20 protein-coding genes are annotated in these 24,374 nt (G+C 71.9%); 6 read left to right on the top strand and 14 right to left on the bottom strand.

The window, feature by feature from the left end:
• Positions 1-70 precede the first annotated feature (70 nt).
• Positions 71-2,206, bottom strand: coding sequence for a SpoIIE family protein phosphatase (locus OG509_RS31390; RefSeq protein ID WP_406185987.1), 2,136 nt, complete (start codon positions 2,204-2,206; stop codon positions 71-73).
• A 206-nt stretch (positions 2,207-2,412) separates the two neighbouring features.
• Here OG509_RS31390 and OG509_RS31385 point away from each other — a divergent pair, with 206 nt between their 5' ends.
• Together OG509_RS31385 and OG509_RS31380 are read left to right on the top strand one after the other, a co-directional pair.
• Positions 2,413-3,531 (top strand): PP2C family protein-serine/threonine phosphatase, encoded by a 1,119-nt coding sequence (locus OG509_RS31385; RefSeq protein ID WP_406185986.1) that lies wholly within the window; start codon positions 2,413-2,415, stop codon positions 3,529-3,531.
• 181 nt (positions 3,532-3,712) lie between these two features.
• On the top strand, positions 3,713-5,266 hold the full coding sequence (locus tag OG509_RS31380; protein ID WP_406187734.1) for an alpha/beta hydrolase: 1,554 nt from the start codon (positions 3,713-3,715) through the stop codon (positions 5,264-5,266).
• Positions 5,267-5,288: 22 nt separating this feature from the next.
• On the opposite strand, the gene OG509_RS31375 is transcribed toward OG509_RS31380, so the two are convergent.
• Together OG509_RS31375 and OG509_RS31370 are read right to left on the bottom strand one after the other, a co-directional pair.
• Positions 5,289-5,732 (bottom strand): SRPBCC family protein, encoded by a 444-nt coding sequence (locus OG509_RS31375; protein ID WP_406185985.1) that lies wholly within the window; start codon positions 5,730-5,732, stop codon positions 5,289-5,291.
• Positions 5,733-5,782: 50 nt separating this feature from the next.
• Complete coding sequence (locus OG509_RS31370) at positions 5,783-6,490, bottom strand: TetR family transcriptional regulator (RefSeq protein WP_406187733.1); 708 nt, start codon at positions 6,488-6,490, stop codon at positions 5,783-5,785.
• A 133-nt stretch (positions 6,491-6,623) separates the two neighbouring features.
• Here OG509_RS31370 and OG509_RS31365 point away from each other — a divergent pair, with 133 nt between their 5' ends.
• Positions 6,624-7,553 carry an SDR family oxidoreductase gene (locus tag OG509_RS31365; RefSeq protein WP_406185984.1) on the top strand — a complete coding sequence of 310 codons (930 nt, stop codon included), beginning with the start codon at positions 6,624-6,626 and terminating at the stop codon, positions 7,551-7,553.
• Here OG509_RS31365 and OG509_RS31360 read toward each other — a convergent pair.
• From OG509_RS31360 to OG509_RS31345, 4 genes are read right to left on the bottom strand one after another with little or no spacing between them, the layout of a single operon-like run.
• Positions 7,522-8,826 (bottom strand): MFS transporter, encoded by a 1,305-nt coding sequence (locus OG509_RS31360; protein ID WP_406185982.1) that lies wholly within the window; start codon positions 8,824-8,826, stop codon positions 7,522-7,524. The two genes, OG509_RS31365 and OG509_RS31360, sit on opposite strands and share 32 nt — an antisense overlap.
• Before the next feature lie 5 nt (positions 8,827-8,831).
• Complete coding sequence (locus tag OG509_RS31355) at positions 8,832-9,245, bottom strand: PaaI family thioesterase (RefSeq protein ID WP_406185981.1); 414 nt, start codon at positions 9,243-9,245, stop codon at positions 8,832-8,834.
• 41 nt (positions 9,246-9,286) lie between these two features.
• On the bottom strand, positions 9,287-10,141 hold the full coding sequence (locus OG509_RS31350) for an alpha/beta fold hydrolase (protein WP_406185979.1): 855 nt from the start codon (positions 10,139-10,141) through the stop codon (positions 9,287-9,289).
• Positions 10,142-10,159: 18 nt separating this feature from the next.
• Positions 10,160-12,184, bottom strand: coding sequence for an FAD-dependent oxidoreductase (locus OG509_RS31345; RefSeq protein ID WP_406185978.1), 2,025 nt, complete (start codon positions 12,182-12,184; stop codon positions 10,160-10,162).
• A 163-nt stretch (positions 12,185-12,347) separates the two neighbouring features.
• On the opposite strand from OG509_RS31345, the gene OG509_RS31340 reads away from it, so the two are divergent.
• The gene (locus OG509_RS31340) at positions 12,348-13,034 is read left to right on the top strand and encodes an alpha/beta fold hydrolase (protein WP_406185977.1); all 687 of its coding nucleotides are present in this window, start codon (positions 12,348-12,350) and stop codon (positions 13,032-13,034) included.
• Positions 13,035-13,115: 81 nt separating this feature from the next.
• On the opposite strand, the gene OG509_RS31335 is transcribed toward OG509_RS31340, so the two are convergent.
• From OG509_RS31335 to OG509_RS31315, 5 genes are all read right to left on the bottom strand, one after another.
• On the bottom strand, positions 13,116-16,142 hold the full coding sequence (locus OG509_RS31335; RefSeq protein WP_406185976.1) for an alpha-mannosidase: 3,027 nt from the start codon (positions 16,140-16,142) through the stop codon (positions 13,116-13,118).
• Between the two features lie 87 nt (positions 16,143-16,229).
• The gene (locus OG509_RS31330) at positions 16,230-17,063 is read right to left on the bottom strand and encodes a carbohydrate ABC transporter permease (RefSeq protein WP_406185975.1); all 834 of its coding nucleotides are present in this window, start codon (positions 17,061-17,063) and stop codon (positions 16,230-16,232) included.
• Positions 17,060-18,010, bottom strand: coding sequence for a carbohydrate ABC transporter permease (locus OG509_RS31325; RefSeq protein ID WP_406185974.1), 951 nt, complete (start codon positions 18,008-18,010; stop codon positions 17,060-17,062). Before OG509_RS31325 ends, OG509_RS31330 begins: the two co-directional genes overlap by 4 nt.
• Positions 18,007-19,341 carry an ABC transporter substrate-binding protein gene (locus tag OG509_RS31320; protein WP_406185973.1) on the bottom strand — a complete coding sequence of 445 codons (1,335 nt, stop codon included), beginning with the start codon at positions 19,339-19,341 and terminating at the stop codon, positions 18,007-18,009. The genes OG509_RS31325 and OG509_RS31320 overlap by 4 nt, the downstream gene beginning before the upstream one ends.
• Before the next feature lie 536 nt (positions 19,342-19,877).
• Positions 19,878-20,237 carry a hypothetical protein gene (locus OG509_RS31315; RefSeq protein WP_406185972.1) on the bottom strand — a complete coding sequence of 120 codons (360 nt, stop codon included), beginning with the start codon at positions 20,235-20,237 and terminating at the stop codon, positions 19,878-19,880.
• A 194-nt stretch (positions 20,238-20,431) separates the two neighbouring features.
• On the opposite strand from OG509_RS31315, the gene OG509_RS31310 reads away from it, so the two are divergent.
• Positions 20,432-20,884, top strand: a complete 453-nt coding sequence (locus tag OG509_RS31310; RefSeq protein WP_406185970.1) for a universal stress protein — start codon at positions 20,432-20,434, stop codon at positions 20,882-20,884.
• Here OG509_RS31310 and OG509_RS31305 read toward each other — a convergent pair.
• Together OG509_RS31305 and OG509_RS31300 are read right to left on the bottom strand one after the other, a co-directional pair.
• Positions 20,881-21,825: a serine/threonine dehydratase gene (locus OG509_RS31305; protein ID WP_406185969.1), complete on the bottom strand. Its 945-nt coding sequence runs from the start codon at positions 21,823-21,825 to the stop codon at positions 20,881-20,883. The genes OG509_RS31310 and OG509_RS31305 overlap by 4 nt on opposite strands.
• A 33-nt stretch (positions 21,826-21,858) precedes the next feature.
• Entirely contained in the window at positions 21,859-22,500 is a 642-nt protein-coding gene (locus OG509_RS31300; protein WP_406185968.1) for a TetR/AcrR family transcriptional regulator, read from the bottom strand.
• A gap of 178 nt (positions 22,501-22,678) precedes the next feature.
• On the opposite strand from OG509_RS31300, the gene OG509_RS31295 reads away from it, so the two are divergent.
• The gene (locus OG509_RS31295; RefSeq protein WP_406185966.1) at positions 22,679-24,361 is read left to right on the top strand and encodes a ricin-type beta-trefoil lectin domain protein; all 1,683 of its coding nucleotides are present in this window, start codon (positions 22,679-22,681) and stop codon (positions 24,359-24,361) included.
• The last annotated feature ends 13 nt before the right edge of the window (positions 24,362-24,374 follow it).

Raw genomic sequence — 24,374 nt, 5'->3', positions numbered from 1 at the left:
TTTGGAAGGACCATCACGAATGGACAAACATCCGGGCAACGCCCCGAAAGGCTGGTACCGTTCGCGAGCGCTAGCGCTTGGGCTCCTCGGTCATGGGCCGAGTGCGGGCCACGAGCAGGGCCACGTCGTCGCGGCCGTCCGGCTGGCGCAGTTCGGCCAGCAGCAGGTCGCAGGTCTCCTCAAGGGGACGGGCGGGGTCGTCGAGCAGGGCCGTGAGCGCCCGCAGACGGATGTCGATGTCCTGGTCGCGGGTTTCGACGAGCCCGTCGGTGTACAGGACGAGCTGGTCGCCGACGTCCAGGTCCAGCGCGGTGGCCTCGAAGGGCACGCCGCCGACCCCGAGGGGCGCGCCGGTCGGCAGGTCGAGGAGCTCGGGCGGCCGCCCGGGGCTCGTCCGTACGGGCGGCAGGTGGCCTGCGGTCGCGATGCGGCACCGGTTGCGGTGCGGGTCGTACACGGCGATCACGCAGGTGGCCATGGTGTGCCCGAGTCCGGTGGCGGTGTGGTCGAGCCGGGTCAGGACGGTGGCGGGGTCGAGGTCGAGCTCCGCCAGCGTGCGGGCGGCGGTGCGCAGTTGGCCCATGGTGGCGGCGGCGTTGATCCCGCTGCCCATGACGTCGCCGACCACCAGGGCGGTCTTGTCGTCGGGCAGCGGGATGACGTCGAACCAGTCCCCGCCGACCTCGCCGGCCGCCTCGGCGGGCTGGTAGCGGAAGGCGATCTCCAGGCCCGGGGTGGGGGTGGGGTGGTGGGGCAGCAGGTGGCGCTGGAGGGCGAGGGCGGCGCGGCGCTGCTTCTGGTACCAGCGGGCGTTGTCGATGCATACGGCGGCGCGCGCCGCGAGCTCGCTGGCGAGCAGGATGTCGTCGTGGTCGAACGGGAGCGGATTGTCGGTGCGTTGGAGGCCGAGGGCGCCGATGACCTCGCCGCGGGCGATCAGCGGTACCGCCAGGTACGAGTGGAGCCCGGCTGCTGCGAGGAGCTTGGCAGCGTCGGCGTCCCGGGCGACGCTGGGCAGTTCGACCTCGGTGACCTCCGCCACGAGCACGGGGCGGGCGGCCCGTACGCACTGGGTGACCACCCGGGTGGTGTCGTACCGGGCGATCGAGCCGACCGGGTCGGCCGCGAGGGTGGCGGGGGTCGGACGGGCCGCCTTGACGGCGAGGGCGCGGAACTGCACGGTCTCGTCCGTCGGGGCCCCGGGCGGGTGGTCGCCCGTCAGGACGGCGTCGAGGACGTCGACCGTGGCGAGGTCGGCGAGCTGCGGCACGGCGATGTCGCCGAGCTCGCGCGCGGTGACCCAGAGGTCGAGGGTGGTGCCGATGCGTACGGAGGCGTCGGCGATCAGGGCGAGCCGCTGGCGGGCCAGGGCGACGGCCATCGAGGTCTTGTGCTGTTCGGTGACGTCGACGACGGAGGCGGCGACGCCGAGCGGCCGCCCGGCCGGGTCCTCCAGCCGGTAGACGGAGAGCGACCAGGCGTGGTCCTGATCGGGGTCCGCGGGCGTACGGCCGGTGGTGAACCGGTTCAACTGCGGCCGGCCGGTGGACAGGACCTCGCGCATGGCCGACTCGATGGACTCCGCGTCCAGGTGCGGCAGGACCTCGTGGAGGTGGCGGCCCATGTGTCCGGCGGCGGGCAGTCCGTTGATCCGTTCCAGGGCCGGGTTGACCAGGACGTAGCGCAGCTCGGTGTCCAGGACGGCCAGGCCGATCGGGGCCTGCGCGACCAGCCGCAGCGACAGGGCCAGGTCGCGTTCCACGCGCCGCACGGTCGCCTGGTCGGAGGCGATGCCGAGGGCGTAGAGCCGCCCGTCGGCGTCCTCCAGCCGCATGTTGCGGAATTCCGCCATGCGGGTGCTGCCGTCCTTGTGCCGTACGGGGAACGCCCCGGCCCACTCGCCCCGGCCGGCCATCACCTCTTCGAAGAGGGAGAGGACCATCGCCAGGTTCTGTTCGTCGACGAGCAGCTCGGCCGCGAGACGGCCGAGCGCCTCGCCGGCGGTGTAGCCGAACAGCTCCTCGGCCTGCGGGCTCCACAGCGCGATCCGCCCCTCGGTGTCGAGGACCACCGCCGCGACGCCGAGCACGTCGAGGAGACCGGGCCCGGTGGCGGGGTCCACGGAGGGTTCCGGGGCGGCCGGCTCGGCCGGGGGGCCCGGGCGCGCCGGTTCCGGGTCGGCCGGGAAGGCGTCCGCCGTACTCATGCCGGCCGCTCCTTCCCGTCCACTGCCGCAGGGCGGTGCATCGGCCTGCTCGGTCTGCTCGCCCGGGTCCGCGCCCGGGGTGCTCCCATCCTCTCTCCACTCCCCCGGACCGGCAGCACAGCCGCCCTCCGATACGGCCGTACGACGGAGCGCAGGCGGTGCGCGGCCGGTGCGCGGGAACAATACGCGCGGTGTATTCAGGAGTCATGGACCCCCGGCCGCCGCATCCGAGCCTTCGCCACGTCGGCGAACCGCGCCTGCCCCTGCTGGCGGTTCCCTTCGCGCTGATCGCGGCCGTCACGGTGGTCGACGTCCTGGCGCCGCCCGATGTCCACCTGGGGCCGTTCCTGGTCGCGGCCCCGGCCGTCACCGCCTCCTTCGCCGGTCCGTGGATGACGGGGTTCGTCGGCGCGGTGGCCGTCGCGGCCCAGGTGACGGTCGCCGTGGTGCGGACCACCGCCACCGACCTGAACCACACCTTCCAGATCATTGCGCTGGTCCTGATCTCGATCTTCGTCACCGTCTTCGCACACCTGCGCGAGGTCCACGAGAAGCAGCTGACGCAGCTGCGCTCGGTCGCCGAGGCCGCCCAGGAGGTGGTCCTGCGGCCGCTGCGGGACCGGATGGGCCCGCTGCGCCTGGCCTCCGTCTACCTGGCCGCGGAGGCCGAGGCCCAGATCGGCGGGGACCTGTACGCCGCCACCCGCACCCCGAACGGCACCCGGCTGATCATCGGCGACGTCCGCGGCAAGGGCCTGGAGGCGGTCGGGGACGCCGCCCTGGTCCTCGGCGCGTTCCGGGCCGCCGCCCACCAGGAGGCGGACCTGCCGACGCTGGTCGCCTACCTGGAGGCCGCCGTGGCCGCGGACCCGGACGGCACGGGCGAGCCGGCCGGCGAACCCGGCGAGGCGTTCACCACGGCGGCGGTACTGGACATCCCCGATCGGGAGATGACCGTACGGCTCATCAGCTGCGGGCACCCTCCGCCGCTGCTGCTGCGAGGAGGACGGGTCATCCCCCTTGAGGTGGACCACCCGGCGCCGCCGCTGGGCCTGACGCAGTACGTGGACACCGGCTTCGCCCCGCAGTCCTTCCCCTTCGAGCCGGGCGACGTGATCCTGCTCTACACGGACGGCGTCATCGAGGCCCGCGACGCCGAGGGCACCTTCTACCCGCTGCAGGAGCGCGCCGCCGACTGGCCGGGGGACGGCCCGGACGCGCTCCTGCGCCACCTCTGCAAGGACCTGCTGGCGCACTCCCCGGGCGGCAGCCTGGGCGACGACGCGGCGATGGTGGTCATCGAGCGCGTCACCGGTGGCGCCTGACCCTTCCGGTCGCGTCCGGGTCGTGACATCAGTTCCTTTGGCGTGTCGGCCAGTTGTCCGGATTTGAGCTCGTTCGTGAGACCCATACCGACCGGCCCTTCGGGATGATTCGCCCGGGGGCCTTCGTACAACAGGGTGGTGAGGCCATCGCATTCACGGAAGGAAACGGCTCTTCGTGAACATGAAACGCCTCGCACCCATGCTCGCCGCCGCCGGTCTCATCGCGACCACCGTCCCGCTGCTCTCCGCCACGCAGGCCTCCGCGGCCCCGGCCGCGGAGTACACCCCGCAGAAGCCGGCGTGGCAGCGCTGCAGCACCGATCAGCCCGCGTCGTACGAGTGCGCGACGATCAAGGTCCCGCTCGACTACCGGCGCCCGCAGGGCCGCACGATCGACCTCGCGATATCGCGGATCAAGAGCGAGAACCCGGCCAAGCGGCACGGCGCCATGCTGCTCAACCCGGGCGGCCCGGGCGGCGGGGGACTCGATCTGCCGCTGATGATGAACGAGTTGATGCCGAAGGACGTGCGCGACCAGTACGACCTGATCGGCTTCGACCCGCGCGGAGTCGGCGCGTCCACGCCCATCACCTGCGGGCTGACCGGCGCCGAGCAGAATTTCGACCGGCCGTACAAGGAGGAGACGTTCCCGGCGGACGTGGCCTGGGCACGTACGGTCGCGGAGAAGTGCCGCGAGAAGTCCGGCTCGATCCTGCCGTTCGTCACCACCCGCAACACGGCGCGCGACATGGACGCGATCCGCGCCGCGCTGGGCGAGAAGAAGATCAGTTACGTCGGCTACTCGTACGGGACGTACCTGGGTGCGGTGTACACGCAGATGTTCCCCAGCCGCAGCGACCGCTTCGTGCTGGACAGCGGCGTGGACCCGCAGCGCATCTGGCGGGGCATGATCCAGGTGTGGGCGACGGAGGCGGAGCCCGCCTTCAAGCGGTGGACGCAGTGGACGGCCGAGCGCTCGGCCGACTACGGGCTCGGCGACACCCCGGACGCGGTCTCGAAGACCTTCTGGGACCTCGTGGCCCGGGCGAACCAGCAACCGATCGAGTACGAGGGCACGAAGCTCACGGGCGATGACATCCGCACCGCGCGGGCCCTCTTCTTCTACCCCTCGCAGGCGGCCCCCCTGGTCAAGGCGCTGAAGGACGCGGCCGACGGCAAGCCCGTCCGGCTGACCGAGTCACAGCGGAAGCTGCTGAAGCCGACCGCCGAGCCGGCGTCGGACAACGGCACGGCCGTCTTCTGGTCCGTGGTGTGCGGTGACACGGAATGGCCCCGCTACCCGGAGCAGTACGAGCGGGAGGCCGTGAAGGACAAGGCCGAGTACCCGCTCTACGGGGACTACGCCTCCAACATCAAGCCGTGCGCGTACTGGCAGCGGCCGATCGAGCCGGCGACGGCGATGAAGACGAAGACCAACGTGCTGACCGTGCAGAACGAGTGGGACTCCCAGACCCCGCTGGTCAGCGGCCAGGGCCTGCACAAGGCGCTGAAGGGCTCGCGGATGGTGCTCGCGATGGGTGGTGAGGGCCACGGCGTGTACCTCTCCGACCCGAACTCCTGCGCCAACGCCACGGTCAACTCCTACCTGGCGACGGGCGAGCTGCCCGCCCAGGACGTGACCTGCCGGACGACCCCGGGGGCGCAGGAGCGCCGCTCCGAGATCGCCCCGCAGTCGCCTCAGCGCTTCCCGGTCATCACCGACCGGAGGTTCTGACCCCGTAGGCTTCGGCCGCCGATCAGGACGCCTCGACGGCGGCCTTGATCCGGCGGCCGAAGTCGGGCGCGTCCTTGCGGGCCGCGCCCAGTGCGAAGCCCACCAGCAGCTTGCCGAGTCCGTGTCCTTCGAGGGTGTTGAAGATGCGGACCCGGGTTCGGTCGCCCGGGAGGGCTTCGAAGTCGTACCCGCCGTCGGCCGTGACCAGGTTCTTGCTCTGCTCCGTCCAGCGGATCAGCCGCTGCGGCTCGAACCCGGTGATCCGGAACTCGCGGCCGGTCTTCATCCCGGCGTCCTTCACCGTGCTGCGGAAGACCGTGCCCACACCGGTCGGACCGTCGGGGGTCCTGCCGATCTCCTGGACCCTCGGGCTGAATTGCGGGTCGTTGCGGCCGTCGGCGAGATAGGCGAAGACCTCCCCGACGGGCCGGTCGATCTCGACGGTCGACTCGAACTGTCCGGACATGACTGCTCCTCCGTACGCTTCCCCGCGATCCACGATCGCAGACCCGCACCCTATGCGCGCGCCGCGCCTGCCGCGCCCGCCGTGCCCGCCGCGCGCGCCAGCAGCCCGGACAGCATGACTTCCAGCGTCTCGCGCAGCGTGGCGCCGAAATCCATCCGCAGCGCGGCCAGGGCCGGGTCCGCCTCGTACGCGGCGAGCATCGCGGCGGACGGGTGGGCATGCGGCCATACGGCGCCGGTGAACATGATCGTGCTCGCGATGAAGCGGAAGGCATCCTCCGCCCGCAGTTCCGGCAGGTGCGCGGTGATACGGCCGGCCAGCGCCTGCACATTGGCGATGGTGGCCCGCTTGTACTGCACGGCGACCTGCGGCGAGACGTTCCGTTCCAGTACGGCGGCCTGGGCGCTGATCAGATCGCACAGGACGGGGCGCTCGGCCAGGGCCCGGGCGACACAGCCCGCGAGCCGGTCCGCCCGCTCGGCCGGCGGGGCTCCGTCGACGGCCTCGGCGAGGGCGCCGTCGAGGTGCGCGACGAGCTCGCGGGAGCGGACGTCGAGGAGTTCCAGCAGGACGTCCTCGCGGGACTCGAAATAGCGCAGCACATTGGACTTGGCCAGTCCCACCCGGCGGGCGAGCTCGTTCAGGCTCACCTGCGCCACGGGCATCTCCGTGAGCATCGAAGCGGCCGTGTCGAGGATCGCCTGGCGGCGCGCGGCGCGCTGCTCCTCGCTGCGGGCGCGTTGGAAGTTCTTGGGCAGAGTCACCCACACAGCTTACAGACCTGCGGTCTGTTGTTATCAGACCAGCGGTCTGCTATTTTCGGAAGGGAAGGCGATCGACAACAGACCGCCGGTCTGTTGTCGATCGCCTTCCCTTCCGAGGAGCATCCCCATGTACGCCGTCCCCGACCAGTCCGGAAAGCTCGCCGTCGTCACCGGCGCCAACAGCGGCACCGGCAAGGAAGCCGCGCGCCGGCTCGCCGAGGCGGGTGCCCGGGTCGTACTGGCCGTCCGTACGCCCGCCAAGGGCGAGCAGGCCCGCGCCGAGATCCTGGCCCGCCACCCGCACGCCCAGCTGGAGGTACGCCGGATCGACCTGGCCGACCTCGCCTCGGTCGCCGCCTTCGCCGACGGGCTGCTCACCGACGGCGTCCCCCTAGACCTGCTGGTCAACAACGCCGGGGTGATGGCACCGCCGACCCGGATGACCACCGCCGACGGGTTCGAACTCCAGCTGGGCAGCAACTTCCTCGGCCCGCTGGCCCTGACCGTACGGCTGCTCCCGGCGCTGCTCGCCGCGCCCGCGCCGCGCGTGGCGACCATGAGCAGCGCCGCCGCCAACATCGCCCGGATCGATTTCGCCGACCTCCAGTGGGAGCGGCGGCGCTACAGCCCGATGCTCTCGTACGCACACTCCAAGCTGGCCGACCTGATGATGGCCCGGCACCTGGCCGATCTCGCGGCCGAGCGCGACTGGCCGCTGCGCAGCACCGCCGCGCACCCCGGATACACCAAGACCAACCTCCAGACGGCCGGGGCCAGCCTCGGCGGCGACAAGCCCTCCCGGCTGCGAAGCGCGATGAGCAAGCTGGACTTCCTCCCCAAGCAGGAGGTCGGCCAGGGCGCCGAACCGCTGCTGTACGCCGCGACCAGCCCGGACGCGGCCGCGGGCGGCTACTACGGCCCGGGCCGCCGGTTCGGGCTGGTCGGCCCGACGGCGCCGGCCCGCATCACCCGCCGCGCCCTGGACCGTACGGCGAACGCCCGGCTCTGGGCCGAGGCGGAGCGCCTCACCGGCGTGACGACCGCCGCGGCCCGCTGAACGCACCGCGCGCCGCGTCCCGCGCCGGGGCGCCGCCGGCCCGGCTGCCCCGCAGCGGCGTCAGCAGCCCCGCCCCGACGATGGCCAGGCAGAACACCCCGGCGGCCACGCTGACCACCGGGACCCCGTGCCGGGCAGCCAGCACCGTCAGGGCGGCCGCGCCCACCGGACCCGAGGCGTTGTGCACGGTCCAGAAGGCGGAGGTGACCCGCCCGAGCAGCGGATCCGGGGTCACCTCCTGGCGCAGGGTCAGGGAGCAGACCGCGCCGAGGGTCAGCCCGAACATGAACACGGCGGCCAGTACGGCGATCACCGGCAGGCTACGGCTGACACCGATCCCCGCCACCGACACGCCGATCAGGGCGGTCGAGCCCAGCCAGCAGGCGCCGAACCCGAAGGTCCGGCGCAGCGGCGCGGCGGCGAAGGCCGCGGCGACGACACCCAGCCCGCTCACGGCGATGACGTAGCCGACGGTGGCCGCGCCCAGCCGCAGATCGTTCTGGATCCGGAAGACCAGCAGGTCGGTGGCGCCCATGGTGACGAAGGTCAGCAGCGTGAGCAGCACGGTCAGCGGCCGCAGCAGGGAATGGGCCCACAGGAAGCGGAATCCCTCGGCGAACATCTCGCGCAGCCTGCCGGCCCCGGAGGCGCCCGGCTCCGCGGCAGGCGACCCGCCGGCCCCCTGGCGCCCGAAGGTCACCCACCGCAGGCTCGCGGCCGAGACCAGGAAGGTCGCCCCGTCCACCCCCAGGGCCCAGTCCGGGCCGACCCCGGCGGCGATGAACCCGGCCGCGGCCGGCCCGCACAGGGTCCCGAAGGCGAAGGCCGCCGTCAGCCGCCCGTTGGCGGCGATCAGGTCCTCGGCGCGGACCAGGTTCGGCACCGCCGTCACGTACGCCACGTCGAACAGTGTCTTCAAGGCGGTGACCAGCGCCGTCAGTACGTACAGCACCCAGATCCGCGGCCCGGCCAGCCAGATGAACGGGACCGCGCCCAGCAGCAGCGCCCGTACGAGATCGCAGGTGATCATCAGGCGGCGCCGGTCCGTCCGGTCCACCACGTACCCGGCGAACAGACCGGTCGTGATGGCGCCGACCCCCGAGATGACCGTGATCAGGCCCATCTGGACCAAGGACCCGGTGGCGTCGTAGACCAGCAGGGGCAGCGCGAGCAGCGAGATCGACCCGCCGAGGACGGACAGCGCCTGGCCGAGCCAGAAGACGTTGAAGTCGCGGTTGCGCCAGAGCGAGGGGTGGTCGATCGGGGCCGTCACCCCGCTCAGCCCAGCAGGGCGTAGACCGTCGACGCCGTCGCGGACGGCTCCTCGGCGCCCTCGGGGGTCATCGTGATGTCGGCGAAGGCCATGCGCTTGCCGAGCTTGGTCACCCGGACCCCGATCAGCACGTCCGCGCCGATCACCGGCCGCTGGAAGCTGGTCGACTGCTGGACCGTGGTCATCGGCCCGTACGCCCCGCGCGCCGCGGAGATCGCGATGACGGTGGCGGTGTCGGCGGCCGCCATCAGGGCCTGCCCGGACAGGCCGCCGCCGTCCCGGGCCAGCGCCTCGGACCAGGGCAGCCGCAGTACGGCGTGCCGCTCGCCCGTCTCCTGGACGGTCAGCCCGAGGGCGAGCACCCAGGGGGCGAAGTTGTCGGCGAGGATCTTGTCTGCGTCTGCGGGTGTCAAGGTCACCCGCAGATTGTGGCGGCCCGCCCCGGCCGCCACAACACCTTTCAGTGCAGCACGCGTTCCAGCCACGCCAGCAGGTCGGCGACGACCTCGCCCCGGTCCGTCTCGTTGAACAGCTCGTGGCGGGCGTCCTCGTACGTGCGGTACTCGACGTCCGGGTGGCCGGCCGCGCGGTAGCGCTCGACCACCAGATCGCTGAGCTCCAGCCCGTAGTTGAGCGGGTCCGCCGAGCCGACGGCGACATAGAGCGGAACGGCGAGCGGCGCGCCCGCCGGGTCGTGGAACCGGGTCGAGGCGGCCTGGTACAGCTCCCCCATGGCCCGGTCGTCGAGCGCGAAACCGCAGAGCGGGTCGGCGAGGTAGGCGTCGACCTGGGCCTCGTCCCGGCTGAGCCAGTCCGCGGGCGTACGGGCGGGCTCGAACGGCGCGTTGAAGGCGACGAGCGGATCCGCGCCGGCCTCCGCGACCCGCAGGAACATCCGGTCCACGGCGGTGGTGCCGTACAGGGCGACGGCGTCGGCGTGCTCCGGCCAGTCGAGCAGGTAGTGCTGCGCGGCGAAGGAGCCGAGGCTGTGGCCGAGCAGCACCAGCGGTAGGCCGGGGTGCAGTCCGCGCACCGTCTCCGAGAGCGCGGCGAGATCGTCGACCAGCAGCTGCCAGCCGTTCTCGCCGAGCACGCCGGGCCCGGCGTGCATCGTCAGGCCGTGGCCCCGGTGGTCGGGCGCGTAGACGGCGTAGCCGCGCTCGGCCAGCTCGCCGGCCAACGGGGCGTACCGCAGGGCGTGTTCACCCATGCCGTGGGCGATCAGGACGATCGCCCGCGGATCGGGGCCGGCCGGTCCGGGGAGCCACGTGTGCACGGTCACGGTGGTGCCGTCGCTGCTGTCGAACGTGAACATCGTGACTCCCGAACCGGGTCAGAGGGTCGCTGCCAGTTCCGTACCCTGGCGGATCGCCCGCTTGGCGTCCAGCTCGGCGGCCACATCCGCGCCACCGATGAGGTGCGGCCGGCCGCCGGCCGCGAGCAGGGCCTCGTACAGGTCTCGGCGCGGCTCCTGGCCGGTGCAGAGCACCACCGTGTCGGCGGGGACGAGCCGCTGCTCGCCGCCGACGGTGATGTGCAGGCCCTCGTCGTCGATCCGGTCGTACGTGGCGCCCGCGACGGAGACCACGCCGCGGTGCTTGAGCTCCGCGCGGTGGATCCAGCCGGTGGTGGTGCCGAGGCCGGCGCCGACCTTGGTGGTCTTGCGCTGGAGGAGGTGGACCTGGCGCGGGGGCGCGGGCCGCTCGGGGGCGGTGAGCCCGCCGGGGCCGGAGTACGCGGTGTCGACGCCCCAGTGGCGGAAGTACGTCTCGGGGTCCAGGGAGGCACCCTCGCCGCTGTCCGTGAGGAACTCGGCGACGTCGAAGCCGATGCCGCCGGCGCCGACGACGGCCACGCGCTCGCCGACAGGGGCGCCATCGCGCAGCACGTCGAGGTAGCTGACGACATTGGCGCGCTCCACGCCCTCGATGTCGGGGGTGCGGGGGGTGACGCCGGTGGCGACGACGACCTCGTCGTAGCCCTGGAGGGTATCGACGTCGGCGCGGGTGTTCAGCCGGACGTCGACCGCGCGGGCGGCGAGCTGGGTGCCGAAGTAGCGGATGGTCTCCTCGAACTCCTCCTTGCCCGGGATGCGGCGGGCGATGTCGAGCTGTCCGCCGATGTGGCCGGAGGCCTCGAAGAGGGTGACGGCGTGGCCGCGCTCGGCGGCGGAGACGGCGCAGGCGAGGCCGGCCGGGCCGGCGCCGACGACGGCGACGCGCTTTTTCAACTGCGTGGGCGAGAGGACGAGTTCGGTCTCGTGGCAGGCGCGCGGGTTGACCAGGCAGCTGGTGATCTTGCCGCTGAAGGTGTGGTCGAGGCAGGCCTGGTTGCAGCCGATGCAGGTGTTGATGGTCTCGGAGCGGCCGGCCGCGGCCTTGGCGACGAAGTCGGCGTCGGCGAGGAAGGGGCGGGCCAGCGAGACGAGGTCGGCGCGGCCGTCGGCGAGCAGCTCCTCGGCGATCTCCGGGGTGTTGATGCGGTTGCTGGTGACGAGCGGGACGGAGACCGCGCCCATCAGCCGCTTTGTGACCCAGGTGTAGGCGCCGCGCGGGACGGAGGTGGCGATGGTGGGGATGCGGGCCTCGTGCCAGCCGATGCCGGTGTTGATGATGGTGGCGCCGGCCGCCTCGATCTCCTTGGCGAGGCGGACTACCTCGTCGAGGGTGGAGCCGCCGGGGATCAGGTCGAGCATGGAGAGGCGGTAGATGAGGATGAAGTCCTCGCCGACGGCCGCGCGGGTGCGCCGGACGATCTCCAGCGGGAAGCGCATGCGGTTCTCGTACGCGCCGCCCCAGCGGTCGGTGCGCTTGTTGGTCGCGGCGGCGATGAACTCGTTGATCAGGTAGCCCTCGGAGCCCATGATCTCGACGCCGTCGTAGCCGGCGAGCTTGGCGAGGCGGGCGGCACGGACGAAGTCCTCGACGGTGCGCTCGACCTCGATGTCACTGAGCTCGTTCGGGACGAAGGGGCTGATGGGGGCCTGGAGGGCGGTGGGGGCGACCAGGTCCTTGTGGTAGGCGTAGCGGCCGAAGTGGAGGATCTGCATCGCGATCTTCCCGCCCTCGGCGTGCACGGCCTCGGTGATCACCCGGTGCTCGGCGGCCTCGTCCTCGGTGGTGAGGCGGGATCCCCCCTCGAAGGGGCGGCCGGCGTCGTTCGGGGCGATGCCGCCGGTGACGATCAGGCCGGCGCCGCCGCGGGCGCGCTCGGCGTAGAAGGCGGCGAGCCGCTCGAAGCCGCCCTGGTGCTCTTCGAGGCCGGTGTGCATCGACCCCATGATCACGCGGTTCGGCAGCGTGGTGAAGCCGAGGTCCAGGGGGCTCAGCAGGTTCGGGTACCGGCTCTGGGAACTCATGTGGGGCGCCTCCTCGCGCGGGGGTGATGAACCTGTTCTAGCGAGGAGGGCCCGATTGTGCAACTAGGTGCATAACCAAGTGGCGGAGTTCACGCCCGCGGCGGGGGGGGGGGGGGCGACCCCGTCCACGCCGCCGCGTGCGCCGGCCCGTACGCTCGGCCGGATGGCAGAACACCTCACCCTGACCGTGAACGGAGTCCGCCTGGCGTACCAGGAGGCCGGCGCCGGGGACGACGCCCCGCCCGTGGTGCTGCTGCACGCACTGGGCGAGCGCGCCGAGGACTGGGCCCTCGTACGGGACGCGCTCGCGCGCGAGCGCCGGGTCTACGCCCTCGACCTGCGCGGGCACGGCCTGAGCGAGTGGCCGGCGCGGTACTCGGTGGAGCTGATGCGGGACGACGTCCTGGGCTTCCTCGACGCCCTGGGGCTGGGCCGGATCGACCTGGTCGGGCATTCGCTGGGCGGCGTGGTCGCGTACCTGGTCGCGGCGGAGCAGCCGCACCGGGTCGGCCGGCTCGTCCTGGAGGACGCCCCCGCGCCGCTGCCCCGCACGTCCGCCGCCCCCGTACGGCCCGAAGGGGAGCTCGACTTCGACTGGGCGATGGTGCTCGCCGTCAGGCCGGAGCTCGACGGGCCGGATCCGGCGTGGTCGGCCGCACTGGAGCGGATCACCGCCGACACCCTCGTCATCTACGGCGGCCCCACGAGCCACCTCGCGGCGGCCTCCTTCGACGAGATCGCCGCCTGCATCCCGAAGGCCCGCCTGATCACCCTCCCGCACGGCCACCTGATCCACGCGACGGCACCCGAGGAGTTCACGGCAACCGTCTCGGCCTTCCTCTCCCCGTGACGCGCGGAGCGCAGTGAGCCGCCCGCCACCGCCGGAGCCCCGGCGCCCGGGAGGGGCCGGCCGGGGCTGGGCGGGCGGGGGTCACGGGCGGTGCAGGCGGATCGTGAGGATCTGGAACGGGCGCAGGGTGAGGGCCACCGTGCCGTCCGCCGTCGGCGCGGCGACCGCCGGGCCCGGCAGGGGGCGTTCCAGGAGGTCGGTCTCCGTCGCCTCCGCGATGCGGAAATCCGCCTTCAGGGACGCCGTCGCGCGGCCTCCGCGGGATTCGTAGAGGCGGACGACCACGTCACCGCTGCGGTCCTCGGCCAGTTTGACCGCCTCGACCACCACCGCGTCGTTGTCCAGTGCGAGCAGCGGGGCGACCGGGGCCGCCCCGTGGACCACCCGCTCCGGCAGGTTCAGCGCGTGGCCCTCGCGCACCGCGTCCGCGATCTCCGCGCCCGGCGCCAGCGAGAACCGCAGGATGTGGGCGCCCTGGTCGGTCTCCGGGTCCGGATAGCGCGGGGCCCGGAGCAGGGAGAGGCGGACCGTCGTCGTCTGGCCCCCGTCCGGGCGCACGTCGCGGGTCACGTCGTGGCCGTACGTGGAGTCGTTGAGGATCGCCGTACCCCACCCCGGCTCCTCCACGTGGATCCACCGGTGCGCGCAGATCTCGAACTTGGCGGCCTCCCAGGAGGTGTTGGTGTGGGTCGCGCGGTACACGTGCCCGAACTGGGTCTCCGAGGCGGACCGTTCGGCCTTCACGTCCAGCGGGAACGCGGCCTTCAGGAACTTCTCCGTCTCGTGCCAGTCCACCTCCGTGACCATGTCCACCGTCTTCGCCCCCGCCCTCAGCGTGATCGACTGGACCGCCGCCGAGCGGCCGAAGGAGCGGGAGACCCGGACGGTCACCGCGTCCGGGCCGGCCTCCACCACCTCCAGCGCGTCCAGCTCCACCAGGTCGCTCACGCTGTTGCGGTAGAACGCGTCGATGTCCCACGCGTCCCACATGTTCGGGAAGTCGGGGTGGATCTGGAGCAGGTTCGCGGCCCGCCCCGGGGCCACCGCCTCCCGGCGCGCCTCCAGGTCGTACGCCGACACGATCAGCCCGCGGCCGTCGATCTCCACCAGCAGCCGCCCGTTGGCCACGACGTGCCCGCCGCCGTGCCGCTCCTCCACGGTGACCGGCTGGTGCCCCGCCGCCTCCGGCAGCCCCGCGCCGCCCGCCGGGATGCCGCGCCGGGCGTGCGGGGCACAGTTGAAGACCAGCTCCGCGGCGCCCTCCCCGGCCAGGGCCAGCTGCGCGGCCAGCGTGATCCCGCGCAGCTCCTCGCGAACCCGGGCGTACGTCGCGCGCGCCTCGCGGTGCACCCAGGCGATGGACGATCCGGGGAGGATGTCGTGGAACTGGTGGAGCAGCACGGTCTTCCAGATCCGCTCCAGGTCCTCGTACGGATACCCGTACCCCGGCACCCGGACCGCGGCGGTCGCCGCCCACAACTCGGCCTCGCGCAGCAGCGATTCGCTGTGCCGGTTGCCCTGCTTGGTCTTGGCCTGCGAGGTGTACGTGCCGCGGTGCAGCTCCAGGTACAGCTCGCCGGTCCAGACGGGCGCGTCCGCGTACTCGGCGTGCGCCTTCTCGAAGAACGCGTCGGGCCGCTCGATCTCCACGCGCGGGGAGCCTTCGAGGTCCCGCTGCCGCCTGGCCCGGGCCAGGTGCTCCCGGGTGGGACCGCCGCCGCCGTCACCCCAGCCGAAGGGGACCAGGGAGCGCGAACCCCGGCCCTTCTCCCGGTAGTTGCCCGCCGCGTGCGCCAACTGGGCGCCGCCGAGGTCGCTGTTGTACGTGTCGACGGGCGGGAAGTGGGTGAAGACGCGGGTGCCGTCGATGCCCTCCCACCAGAAGGTGTGGTGCGGGAACTCGTTCACCTGCGACCAGCAGATCTTCTGCGTCAGGAACCATTTCGAGCCGGACAGCTTCACGATCTGCGGCATCGCGGCGGTGTACCCGAAGGAGTCGGGCAGCCAGACGTTGTGGGTCTCGATGCCGAACTCGTCCAGGAAGAACTTCTTCCCGTACAGGAACTGACGGGCCATCGCCTCACCGCCGACCATGTTGGTGTCGGACTCCACCCACATGCCGCCGACCGGCACGAACTGCCCGTCCGCGATCTTCTTCTTGATCCGCTCGAAGAGCTCGGGCCGGTGGGTCTTGATCCAGTCCAGCTGCTGCGCCTGCGACATGGCGAAGACGAACTCGGGATGCGTGTCCATCAGGCTGACCATGTTGGACGTGGTCCGGGAGACCTTGCGGACCGTCTCGCGCAGCGGCCACAGCCAGGCAGAGTCGATGTGGGCGTGCCCGACGGCGCTGATCCGGTGCGCGGAGGCATGGGCGGGGGCGGCGAGCACCGCGGTCAGGCGGGAGCGGGCGGCGGCCGCCGTTCCGGGGACGTCGCCGAGGTCCACCGCGTCGAGGGCGGCGTCGATGGCGCGCAGGATCTCGTACCGGCGGGCCTCGGCCTCGCCGAGCTGCGTCATCAGGTCGTAGAGGACCTCCAGGTCCTGTACGAGCTCCCAGACCTCGGTCTCGAAGACGGCGAGTTCCATCCGGGCGAGCCGGTAGAGGGGCTGGTCGCCGCTGGTCTGCCGGTCCCCCTCGTACGTGGCCGAGTGGTCGACCAGGACGGGGTTCGAGGCGGCCTCCACGTACCACTCGACCTGCTCGCCGCCGGCCGCCGAGTCGGCGACGCGCACCCAGTCGTTGTACGGGTTCAGCGCCTTGACCTCGCTGCCGTCCGCCCGGTGGACGAGTCCCTCGCACTGGAAGCCGGGCATCATCCGGTCGAAGCCGAGGTCGAGGACGGCCTCGACCGTACGGCCCGCCCAGTCGGCCGGGACGGTCCCGGTCACCTTGAACCAGGTGGTGCCCCAGGCCGGGCCCCACGTCTCGCCGATCGCGCAGGGCCCGTACGGGGCCGCCAGGCCCTCGGCGACCGGCACGGGCTCGCCCGGCGCCTCCCAGCGCCCGATCGTCAGCGGGACCGGGCGGGAGTGGACGGCGGGCTTGATGCGCTCCTTGAGGACCCGGCGCAGGCGGTGTTCGGTGATGCTGCGGTCGTCGTGCATGACGGCTGCTCCAAGGGAGGGAGGGGTCGTATGACGGCAGGACGTGTGACGGCGGGTCGTGTCACGGCAGGTCGTGTGCGGCGGGACTCAGGTCTTGACGGCTCCCTCGCCCACTCCCTTGAAGAAGAAGCGCTGGAGGGCGAAGAAGAGCAGCATCATCGGCAGGAGCGCCGCCATCGCGCCGGCGGCGATGATCCTCTGGTCGTTGGTGGTGGTGGCGCCGGCCAGGGTCTTCAGGCCGAGCTGGAGGGTGTAGTGGTCGCTGTTGGTGAGGACCAGCAGGGGCCAGAGGAAATCGTCCCAGGCGCCCATGAAGCTGGTGATGCAGACGACGGCCAGGGCTCCCTTGGCGGCGGGGAGGAAGAGCCGGGTGAACCGGGTCCACTCGTTGGCGCCGTCCAGGACGGCGGACTCCTCCACCTCCTTGGGCACGGCGAGGAAGGCCGAGCGCATGACCATGATGTTGAGGACGGAGACCGCTCCGGGCAGCCACACGCCGACGAGGGTGTCGACCAGGCCCATCTCGCGCACGGTCAGGAACATCGAGATCATCACGGACTCGAAGGGGAACATGAGCGTGGCCACCAGCACCGTGAAGACGGACTTGCGGCCCTTCCACCCGGCCCGGGAGAGGGCGTACCCGCCCATCGCCGCGAACAGCATGTTCGAGGTGATCGCGAGGGCGGCCACCACCAGCGTGTTGCCGACGTAGTGGAGCAGCGGGAAGGAGTCGGCGACGAGGAGGTAGTTGTCGAGGGTGGGCCGCGCGGGCAGCACGCCGTCGTACACGTTCTCGGTGCGGCCGCGGATCGAGGTCAGGAACTGCCAGACGATCGGCCCGAGCATCACGACGAGCATCAGGACCAGCGTGGCGTACCGGGCGGCGAGCCCGATCCGCCGGCGGGGCGCGGTGGTGCTCAATTCTCGTCCCCCTTCGACAGGCGGCGGCCCAGCAGGCTGAAGACCAGGGTCAGCAGGAACAGCAGGATCGAGATGGCGGAGGCGTAGCCGGTCTCGCCGGAGAAGCCGAGGCCGACCTGCCGGATGAGGAAGGGCAGGGTGCGGGCGCCGCCACCGGGGCCGCCGCTCTCGCCGCCCAGGATGTAGATCTCGGTGAAGACCCGCAGCGCGGAGATGGCGGAGAGCGTGCCGACCAGCAGCATCATCGGCTTCACCTGGGGGACGGTGATGCTGAAGAAGCGCCGGACGGCGCCGGCGCCGTCGAGCGCCGCCGCTTCGTGGAGCGACGGCGACACGTTCCCGAGCGCGGCGAGGTAGAACACCATGTAGTAGCCGAGGCCCTTCCACACGGTCACGATCATGGCGGAGACCAACAGCATGGTGCTGTCGGTCAGGAACGGGATCGGCTCCGAGACGATGCTCAGCTTCCGGAAGACGGTGTTGACGAGCCCGTCGCTGCGCAGCACCCACTGCCAGATCAGGCCGACGACCACGGCGGAGGCGATCACCGGGGTGTAGAAGGCGGAGCGGAAGAACCCGATGCCGGGGATCTTCGCCTGGACGAGCACGGCGAGGGCGAGCGGGAGGAAGACCAGGCACGGTACGACGACGACCAGGTACAGCACGCTGTTGCCGGTGGCGGTCCAGAAGTCGGGGTCGGCGAAGGCGCGGGTGTAGTTGTCGAAGCCGACGAAGGTGCCGCCGCGCAGGATCTCGGCGTCGGTGAGCGACAGGATGACGGTGTTGACGAACGGCCAGAGGCTGAACAGGGCCACCATCACCAGGCCGGGGGCGAGGAAGAGGTAGGGGGTCCACCACCTGCGGTGGACCAGCCCGGTCTCGGCCTCCATCGCCGCGAGGGCGGCCCTGCGGCGCCGTCCGGCGGAACGGGCCGGGCGTGGCGTCATTTCTGCGCCGACTTGGCGAGCAGCTGGTTCGCCTCCTCCTGGGCCTTGCGTACGGCCGTCTGCGGGTCCTGCTCGCCCTGGATCGCCTTCTGCATCTCGCGTACGACCGCGTCACCGACCTGGTTGGTCCACTGGACCGGGGTGTTGGCGTCGAGTGCCGCACTCTTGAGCTGCTCGGCGCCGACCGCGCGGGCGACCGTCTCGGCGTCCTTGCCGTCGCCCCGGTCGGCGAAGCGCGGATCGGCCAGGCCCTGGGCGTTGGACGGGTAGATGGTCGCGTTCTTCGAGAACTCCACCTGGTTGGGGCCGTTGGTGACCCACTTGGCGAACTCGGTCGCCGCGTCGAGGTGCTTGGTGTCCTTCTTGATGCCGAGCGACTGGGCGTAGATGCCTATGTGGCCGAGCTTGCCGGTGACGGCCCCCGCGACCTGGGTGCCGGCGTAGATCTGCGGGGCGTTCTGCTTGATGTCCTTGACGAAGCCCGGGGAGCCGGGACCGAAGACGAGCTTGCCGCCGCCGTACAGCTGGTTGATGTCGTCCGACTTGAGGAGGGACTCCTTGGGCATCGCGCCCTTGGCGTACAGGTCCTTCATCCGCCGGACCCACTCGACGGCCTTGGGGGCGTCGAAGACGAAACGATCCTGCTGCTCGTTCAGGATCGGTACGCCCATCTTCTGCCAGTCCCCGGGCAGGCGGCCCTTGGGATCGGCCATGAAGGCCGAGTACCGGCCGCCGGACGTGGCGGCGATCTTGTCGGCGTAGTCGAAGAACTGCTCGACGCTGGTCGGCGGCTGCGCCGGGTCCAGGCCGGACTTCTCGAACAGCTCCTTGTTGTACGTGAGGATCTCCGGGGTCACGTACCAGGGATACGCGTACACGCCGTCGCCCTTCCCCGGGAGCTTGAACTGCTCCCAGGACCCGGGGACGTACTCCTTGGCGACCTCGGGATCGAGCTTGGCCACGTCGGCGAGCAGGCCGCGGTCGCCGAGGAGCTGGAAGGAGTCGGTGGAGAGGTTGACCACGTCGGGGAGGGCGCCGGCCTGGGCGTCGGCGACGAGCTTCTCGTTGTAGCCGTCACCGGGGACGTCCTCCCATCTGACCTTCGCCTCGGGGTACTTCTTCTCGAAGGCGTCGATGACGCCTTGTACGTACGCCGTGAACTTGGGCTTGAGCTGGAGGGTGCGGAAGGTGATCTCGCCGGCGACCTTGCCGGTCTTCTTGCCCTCCGGCACGTCCGCGGCGCCGCCGCTGACTCCGCAGGCGGAGACCGAGAGGAACGTGCCGGCCACGAGCGTGGCGATGGCTGTACGGGTCGCGTTCGAACGGGTCATCGTCGCCACCTTCGGGGGGAGTTCCGGCCTCACTGCCGGAGCGCGCAGCCCACGCTGACCCCAAATCCAGATCGCGTCAATGCGGCCGAAGTCCCGATGGGCGGGTACCGGTGGGTCCCGAATCGCGAGGGAAGGCGTGCAGGCAGATGAAAGGGGCGCAGTCAACACCGCGACGACCAGGACTAATGCGCTTTAGTTCGGAGCCTCCGCAAGGTGATATCGATTCCATAACAACACCCCCGCCGGCGCCGGATGTTGACTCCTTATCGGCGGCCCAACAGGCCGCGCACTAATGCGCTTTACCTCGCACCCGCCCAAAACCCCGTTGCACACGTGCGCCTCGGATGGCCGGCTTCGAGCCAAACGGCGTGTAGCTCAGCAGCCAGAGCACCGACTCGCTCGGTCGGAGGCCGCAGGGGCAGAACCTGCCACGCCGACCGCCACCCGCACCGCACCGCGGCGCAGGCCCGTTCGGAGCCGCGGGACTTGGCGGAGAGGGTGACCCGGCCGGGTTCGCCGGGCGGCCGCCGCTCCGCCTACTTCATCCGGTACTCGACTTTTTCGGCGAGTTTTCCGTCCTTGAAGCAGAAGCGGTACACCGTCTCCCCCTCGGTGTCCGCGGCGGACATGTACCAGGAGCAGACGCTGCCCTCGGGTTCGGCCGGGCCGCTCGACTTCAGGGCGCCCTTGATGAAGCTCTCCCCGGACGGCATCTTCGCGCGGACCGCGTCCTGCGGGTCGCCGACGTTCACGGACTGGTAGACGCCGGGTTCGAGCATCGTCTTGCCCGCCGCGTCCACCACCTTCCCGACGCCGAAGAGGAGGGCTCCGACGGCTGCGATGCCGAGCACCAGCGCCACCCCGCAGCCGATCAGACAGCCCTTGCGCTGTGCCACGTCCGTTCCTCCGTACCTTGCCGAACCTTGCCGATCTCCTGACAATCAGACCTTCGCAAGCCACCGGCACCGCGCGCTGTCCTCCAAAGTCTTCGGCGCCCGCAACGATCGTCGCCGTTCGAGGTCGGACCCCTTCATCCGTGTATACAAGAGGCCGAGTACGGACGATTCGGATGAAACGAGAGGAAACCACCGTGAGTGAGACCATCGAGCCTCTGATCGTCGTCGGCGTGGACGGTTCGAACCACTCCAAGGAAGCCCTGCGCTGGGCCGTCGCCCAGGCCAAAGCCATCGGCGGCCGGGTGCACGCCGTCATGAGCTGGCAGTGGAACACCAGCCCGTTCGCCGTGGGCACCGGCACCCCGGACGAGCTGGTCGGCGCCGAGGAGACGGCCCGCAATCGCCTCGCGGACACCGTGGCCGCGGCCGTCGGCGCCTCACCCGGCGTCCCCGTCTTCCGCCGGGTCGAACAGGGCTCGCCGGCCCAGGTACTGGTGGACGCCTCCAAGGAGGCGGATCTGACGGTGGTCGGCACCCGGGGATACGGCGGCTTCAAGGGCGCCCTGCTCGGCTCGGTGAGCCAGCAGGTGGTGCAGTACGCGGCGAGCACGGTGGTCGTGGTCCGCGAGGGCGAGGACGACGACTAGGACGACGCCCCGTCCGGGGCCGTCAGGTCCCCGGGGTCGGTGTTCGCGCCGCACAGGATGACGGCCACGCGCTCGCCCAGCGGCTGCGGAACGGTCCGTACGGCCGCCAGGGCCGTGGCCGCCCCCGTCTCCACCACGATCCGGTGCTCCTCCCACAGCGCGCGCCGGGCCGCCGTGATCGCCGGGTCCGGGACCAGGACGGACCGTACGTTCTTCTCCTGCGCGGCGGCCAGCGCGGCCGCCGAGACCCGGGTGGCGCCCAGCGAGTCGGCGGCGACCGAGTCCACGGCCACGTCGACGATCCGGCCCGCCTCCAGGGCCGCGTTCAGGGCCCGGCAGTTCTCCGGCTCGGCCGCGATCACCCGTACGCCGTGCTCGCGCGCCGCGGCCGCGACCCCCGCGAACAGCCCGCCGCCGCCCACCGCGACGACCACGGTGTCCAGACCCGGCAGCCCGGCCCGGATCTCGTCCAGCAGCGTGCCCGCGCCCGCCGCGATCAGCGGGTGGTCGTACGCATGGCTGCTCAGCGCGCCGCTCTGCGCAGCGAACTCCTCGCACGCGGCCAGCGCTTCGGCGTACCGGTCGCCGACGAGCCGGACCTCGGCCCCGTACCCGCGCAGCCGCTCCACCTTCACGCGCGGCGCGTTGGCCGGCAGGAACACGGTGGCGCGGACGGACTGCGCACGGGCCGCCCAGGCGCAGGCGAGGCCCGCGTTGCCGCCGGAGGCGATGGTGACGCCCGCGTCCGGGAGGGTGCCGGCGTCACGGTGGGCGGCCAGGAAATTACGGGCGCCGCGAGCCTTGAAGGACCCGGTGTGCTGGAGGTACTCCAGCGCGTACCAGAGGCCCTCGGCCGCGGGTACGACGGCGACGGGGCGGACCGATCCGGCTATCCGGTCGGCGGCGGCGCGTACGGCGGCGTAGTCGAGCTGCTGTTCCATGACGGGGTCTCCTTCGGGCGGCTTCGGGCGGCTTCAGGCGGCGGGCCGGTTGGCCTCGATCAGCTGGCGCAGGGCGCCGTAGTACACCTCGTGGTCGGTCAGGGCGGGCAGCACGTCGGCCAGCCCGCCCGCGAGCACGGGGAACACCTCCGGATCCAGCGCGGCCAGGGCCGCCCGCGAGGCGGCGGTGGCTCCGGCCGGATCCCGGTGGTCCACGAAGGCGGCGCTGCCGAGGGTGAGCAGGTACATGCGGCGGTACGCGGTCATCGCCTCGGCGGCGGTCATCCCGGCGGCCACGCTGTCGGCGAGCGCGGGCTCGACCAGCCGGGCCAGCAGCTGGCGGCCGAGCCAGGGGCGGCCGCCGCGGAGCATCAGCAGCCCGGGGTGCGCGACGAGCAGCCGGTACAGCGCGGTGAACCGCAGCTCGGTGGCCTCCGCCCAAGCGGTCCCGGCCGGGATCTCGGGTAGGCGGCCGGCGAGGTGCTCGGTGCAGAGGTCGAGGAGCCCGGCGAGGTCGGTGCAGCGGCGCTGCACGGTGGCGTGGGAGACCTCCAGCCGGTCGGCGAGGGCCCGGAAGCTCAGCGCGTTCGGCCCCTCCTCGTCGATCAGGCGCAGGGCGGCGACGGCGATCGCCTCGGGCGTCGCACGGTCCAGGGCTGCTGATCTCCTCGGCATGAGATACACCGTAACAGACGCTGTAACAGACGACGTATCGCCTCTGCCCCTCCCCGATCGTGTGACGTCGACTACGGCCATATTGCTGGTCATTGAGCCATAACCGTCGACTTATGTTGACAGTGGGTAGTCGCACCGCTGCACTGAGCGCACTGCAGCCCCACCTCAAGGAGTCTCCGTGCCGCCTCGCCTGCGTGCGTCGCTCCCCTGCCTGACCGCGGCCGCCCTGCTCGCCTTCTGCCTCGCCCCCGCCCCCGCGGCGGCCGAGCCCCACGCGACCTCGGACGCCCCGCTCGCGCTCACCCCGCCCATGGGCTGGAACAACTGGGCGCACTACATGTGCGACATCGACGAGGCCAAGGTGGTCGCGAACGCCGACGCACTCGTCTCCAGCGGCCTCGCGGCCAAGGGCTATGACACGGTGACGGTCGACGACTGCTGGATGACCAGGAGCCGGGACGCGGACGGCAACCTGGTCGTCGACACGCAGAAGTTCCCGCACGGCATGGCCTGGCTCGGCGAGCATCTGCACGCCAAGGGCCTGAAGTTCGGCATCTACGAGGACGCCGGCTCCCTCACCTGCGAGCGCTACCCCGGCAGCGGCTCGCCCGACGGCGGCGGCCCGGACCACTACGCCCAGGACGCGCGGCAGTTCGCGTCGTGGAAGGTCGACTACGTCAAGATGGACGGCTGCAACCTGTGGGTGCCGCCCGAGCAGACGAAGGAGCAGGCGTACCGCGACGCGTACAACGCCGTCGCAGAGGCCCTGCGCAGAAGCGGCCGCGACATGGTGCTCTCCGCCTCGGCCCCCGCCTACTTCCAGCAGGGCGAGTGGGGCGGCTCCGACTGGCACAAGGTCCTCGGCTGGGTCGGGGAGACCGGCCAGCTGTGGCGCGAGGGCAAGGACATCAAGGTCTACAACGCCGCCGCGCCCGCGACCTCCCGGTGGAGCTCGGTGCTCGGCAACTACGGCTACAACCGCTGGCTCGGCCGGTACGCGGGCCCCGGCAACTGGAACGACCCCGACTTCCTGATCGCGGGCGCCCCCGGTCTCACCGAGGCCGAGAGCCGCAGCCAGGTGGGGCTGTGGGCGATGATGGCGGCCCCGTTCATCCTGTCCTCCGACGTCTCCAAGCTCACCCCGGCCGGGCTGGCCGCCCTGGGCAACACCGACCTGATCGCGCTGGACCAGGACCCGATGGGCCGCCAGGGCGCGGTGCTCTCCGCCAACGCCACCTTCGAGGTGCTGGCCCGGCCGCTGGCGGGCGGTGACCGCGCCGTCGCCGTGCTCAACCGGTCCGGCAGCGCGCGGGACATCTCCGTACCGCTCACCGACATCGGGCTGTACTCCTGCACGGTCGATGCCAAGGACCTGTGGAGCGGCAGGAGCAGCGAGGTCTCGACCTCCCTGACCGGGAAGGTGGCCGCGCACGACACGGCGGTCTTCCGGCTCACCCCGCACGAGGGGTGCGGCGACGCCGTGCCGACCGGGCAGATCACCGGGAACGGCGCCCAGTGCGCGGACGGGGTCAACACCACCGGGGTGGGCGCGGTGGTCCTGGCGCCGTGCACCGCGGCCGCCGACCAGCGCTGGGTGCTCGGGCCCGAGGCGAGCGTACGCCTGACCGGCAAGTGCCTGTCGGCGGGCGAGAACGGCGTCGTCGAACTGGCCGGCTGCGCGCCCGGTGAGCCGGGCCGGCGGTGGACGCACCGGCGGGACGGCGCGCTGGTCGAGGACGTCAGCGGCCTGTGCCTGACGGCCCCCGCCGCGGCCGCGACCCCGGACGCCCCGGCCGAGCGGCTGCGCCTGACCGACTGCGGCGACCACCGCGTCGACCAGGCCTGGTCCCTGCCCGTCTGACCTCGGACCAGAG

This window comes from Streptomyces sp. NBC_01006 (assembly GCF_045162725.1).
In the GTDB taxonomy this organism is placed as follows: domain Bacteria; phylum Actinomycetota; class Actinomycetes; order Streptomycetales; family Streptomycetaceae; genus Streptomyces.
The sequence above is the reverse complement of the archived record's forward strand: the minus strand, read 5'-3'. Positions and strand labels throughout refer to the sequence as shown.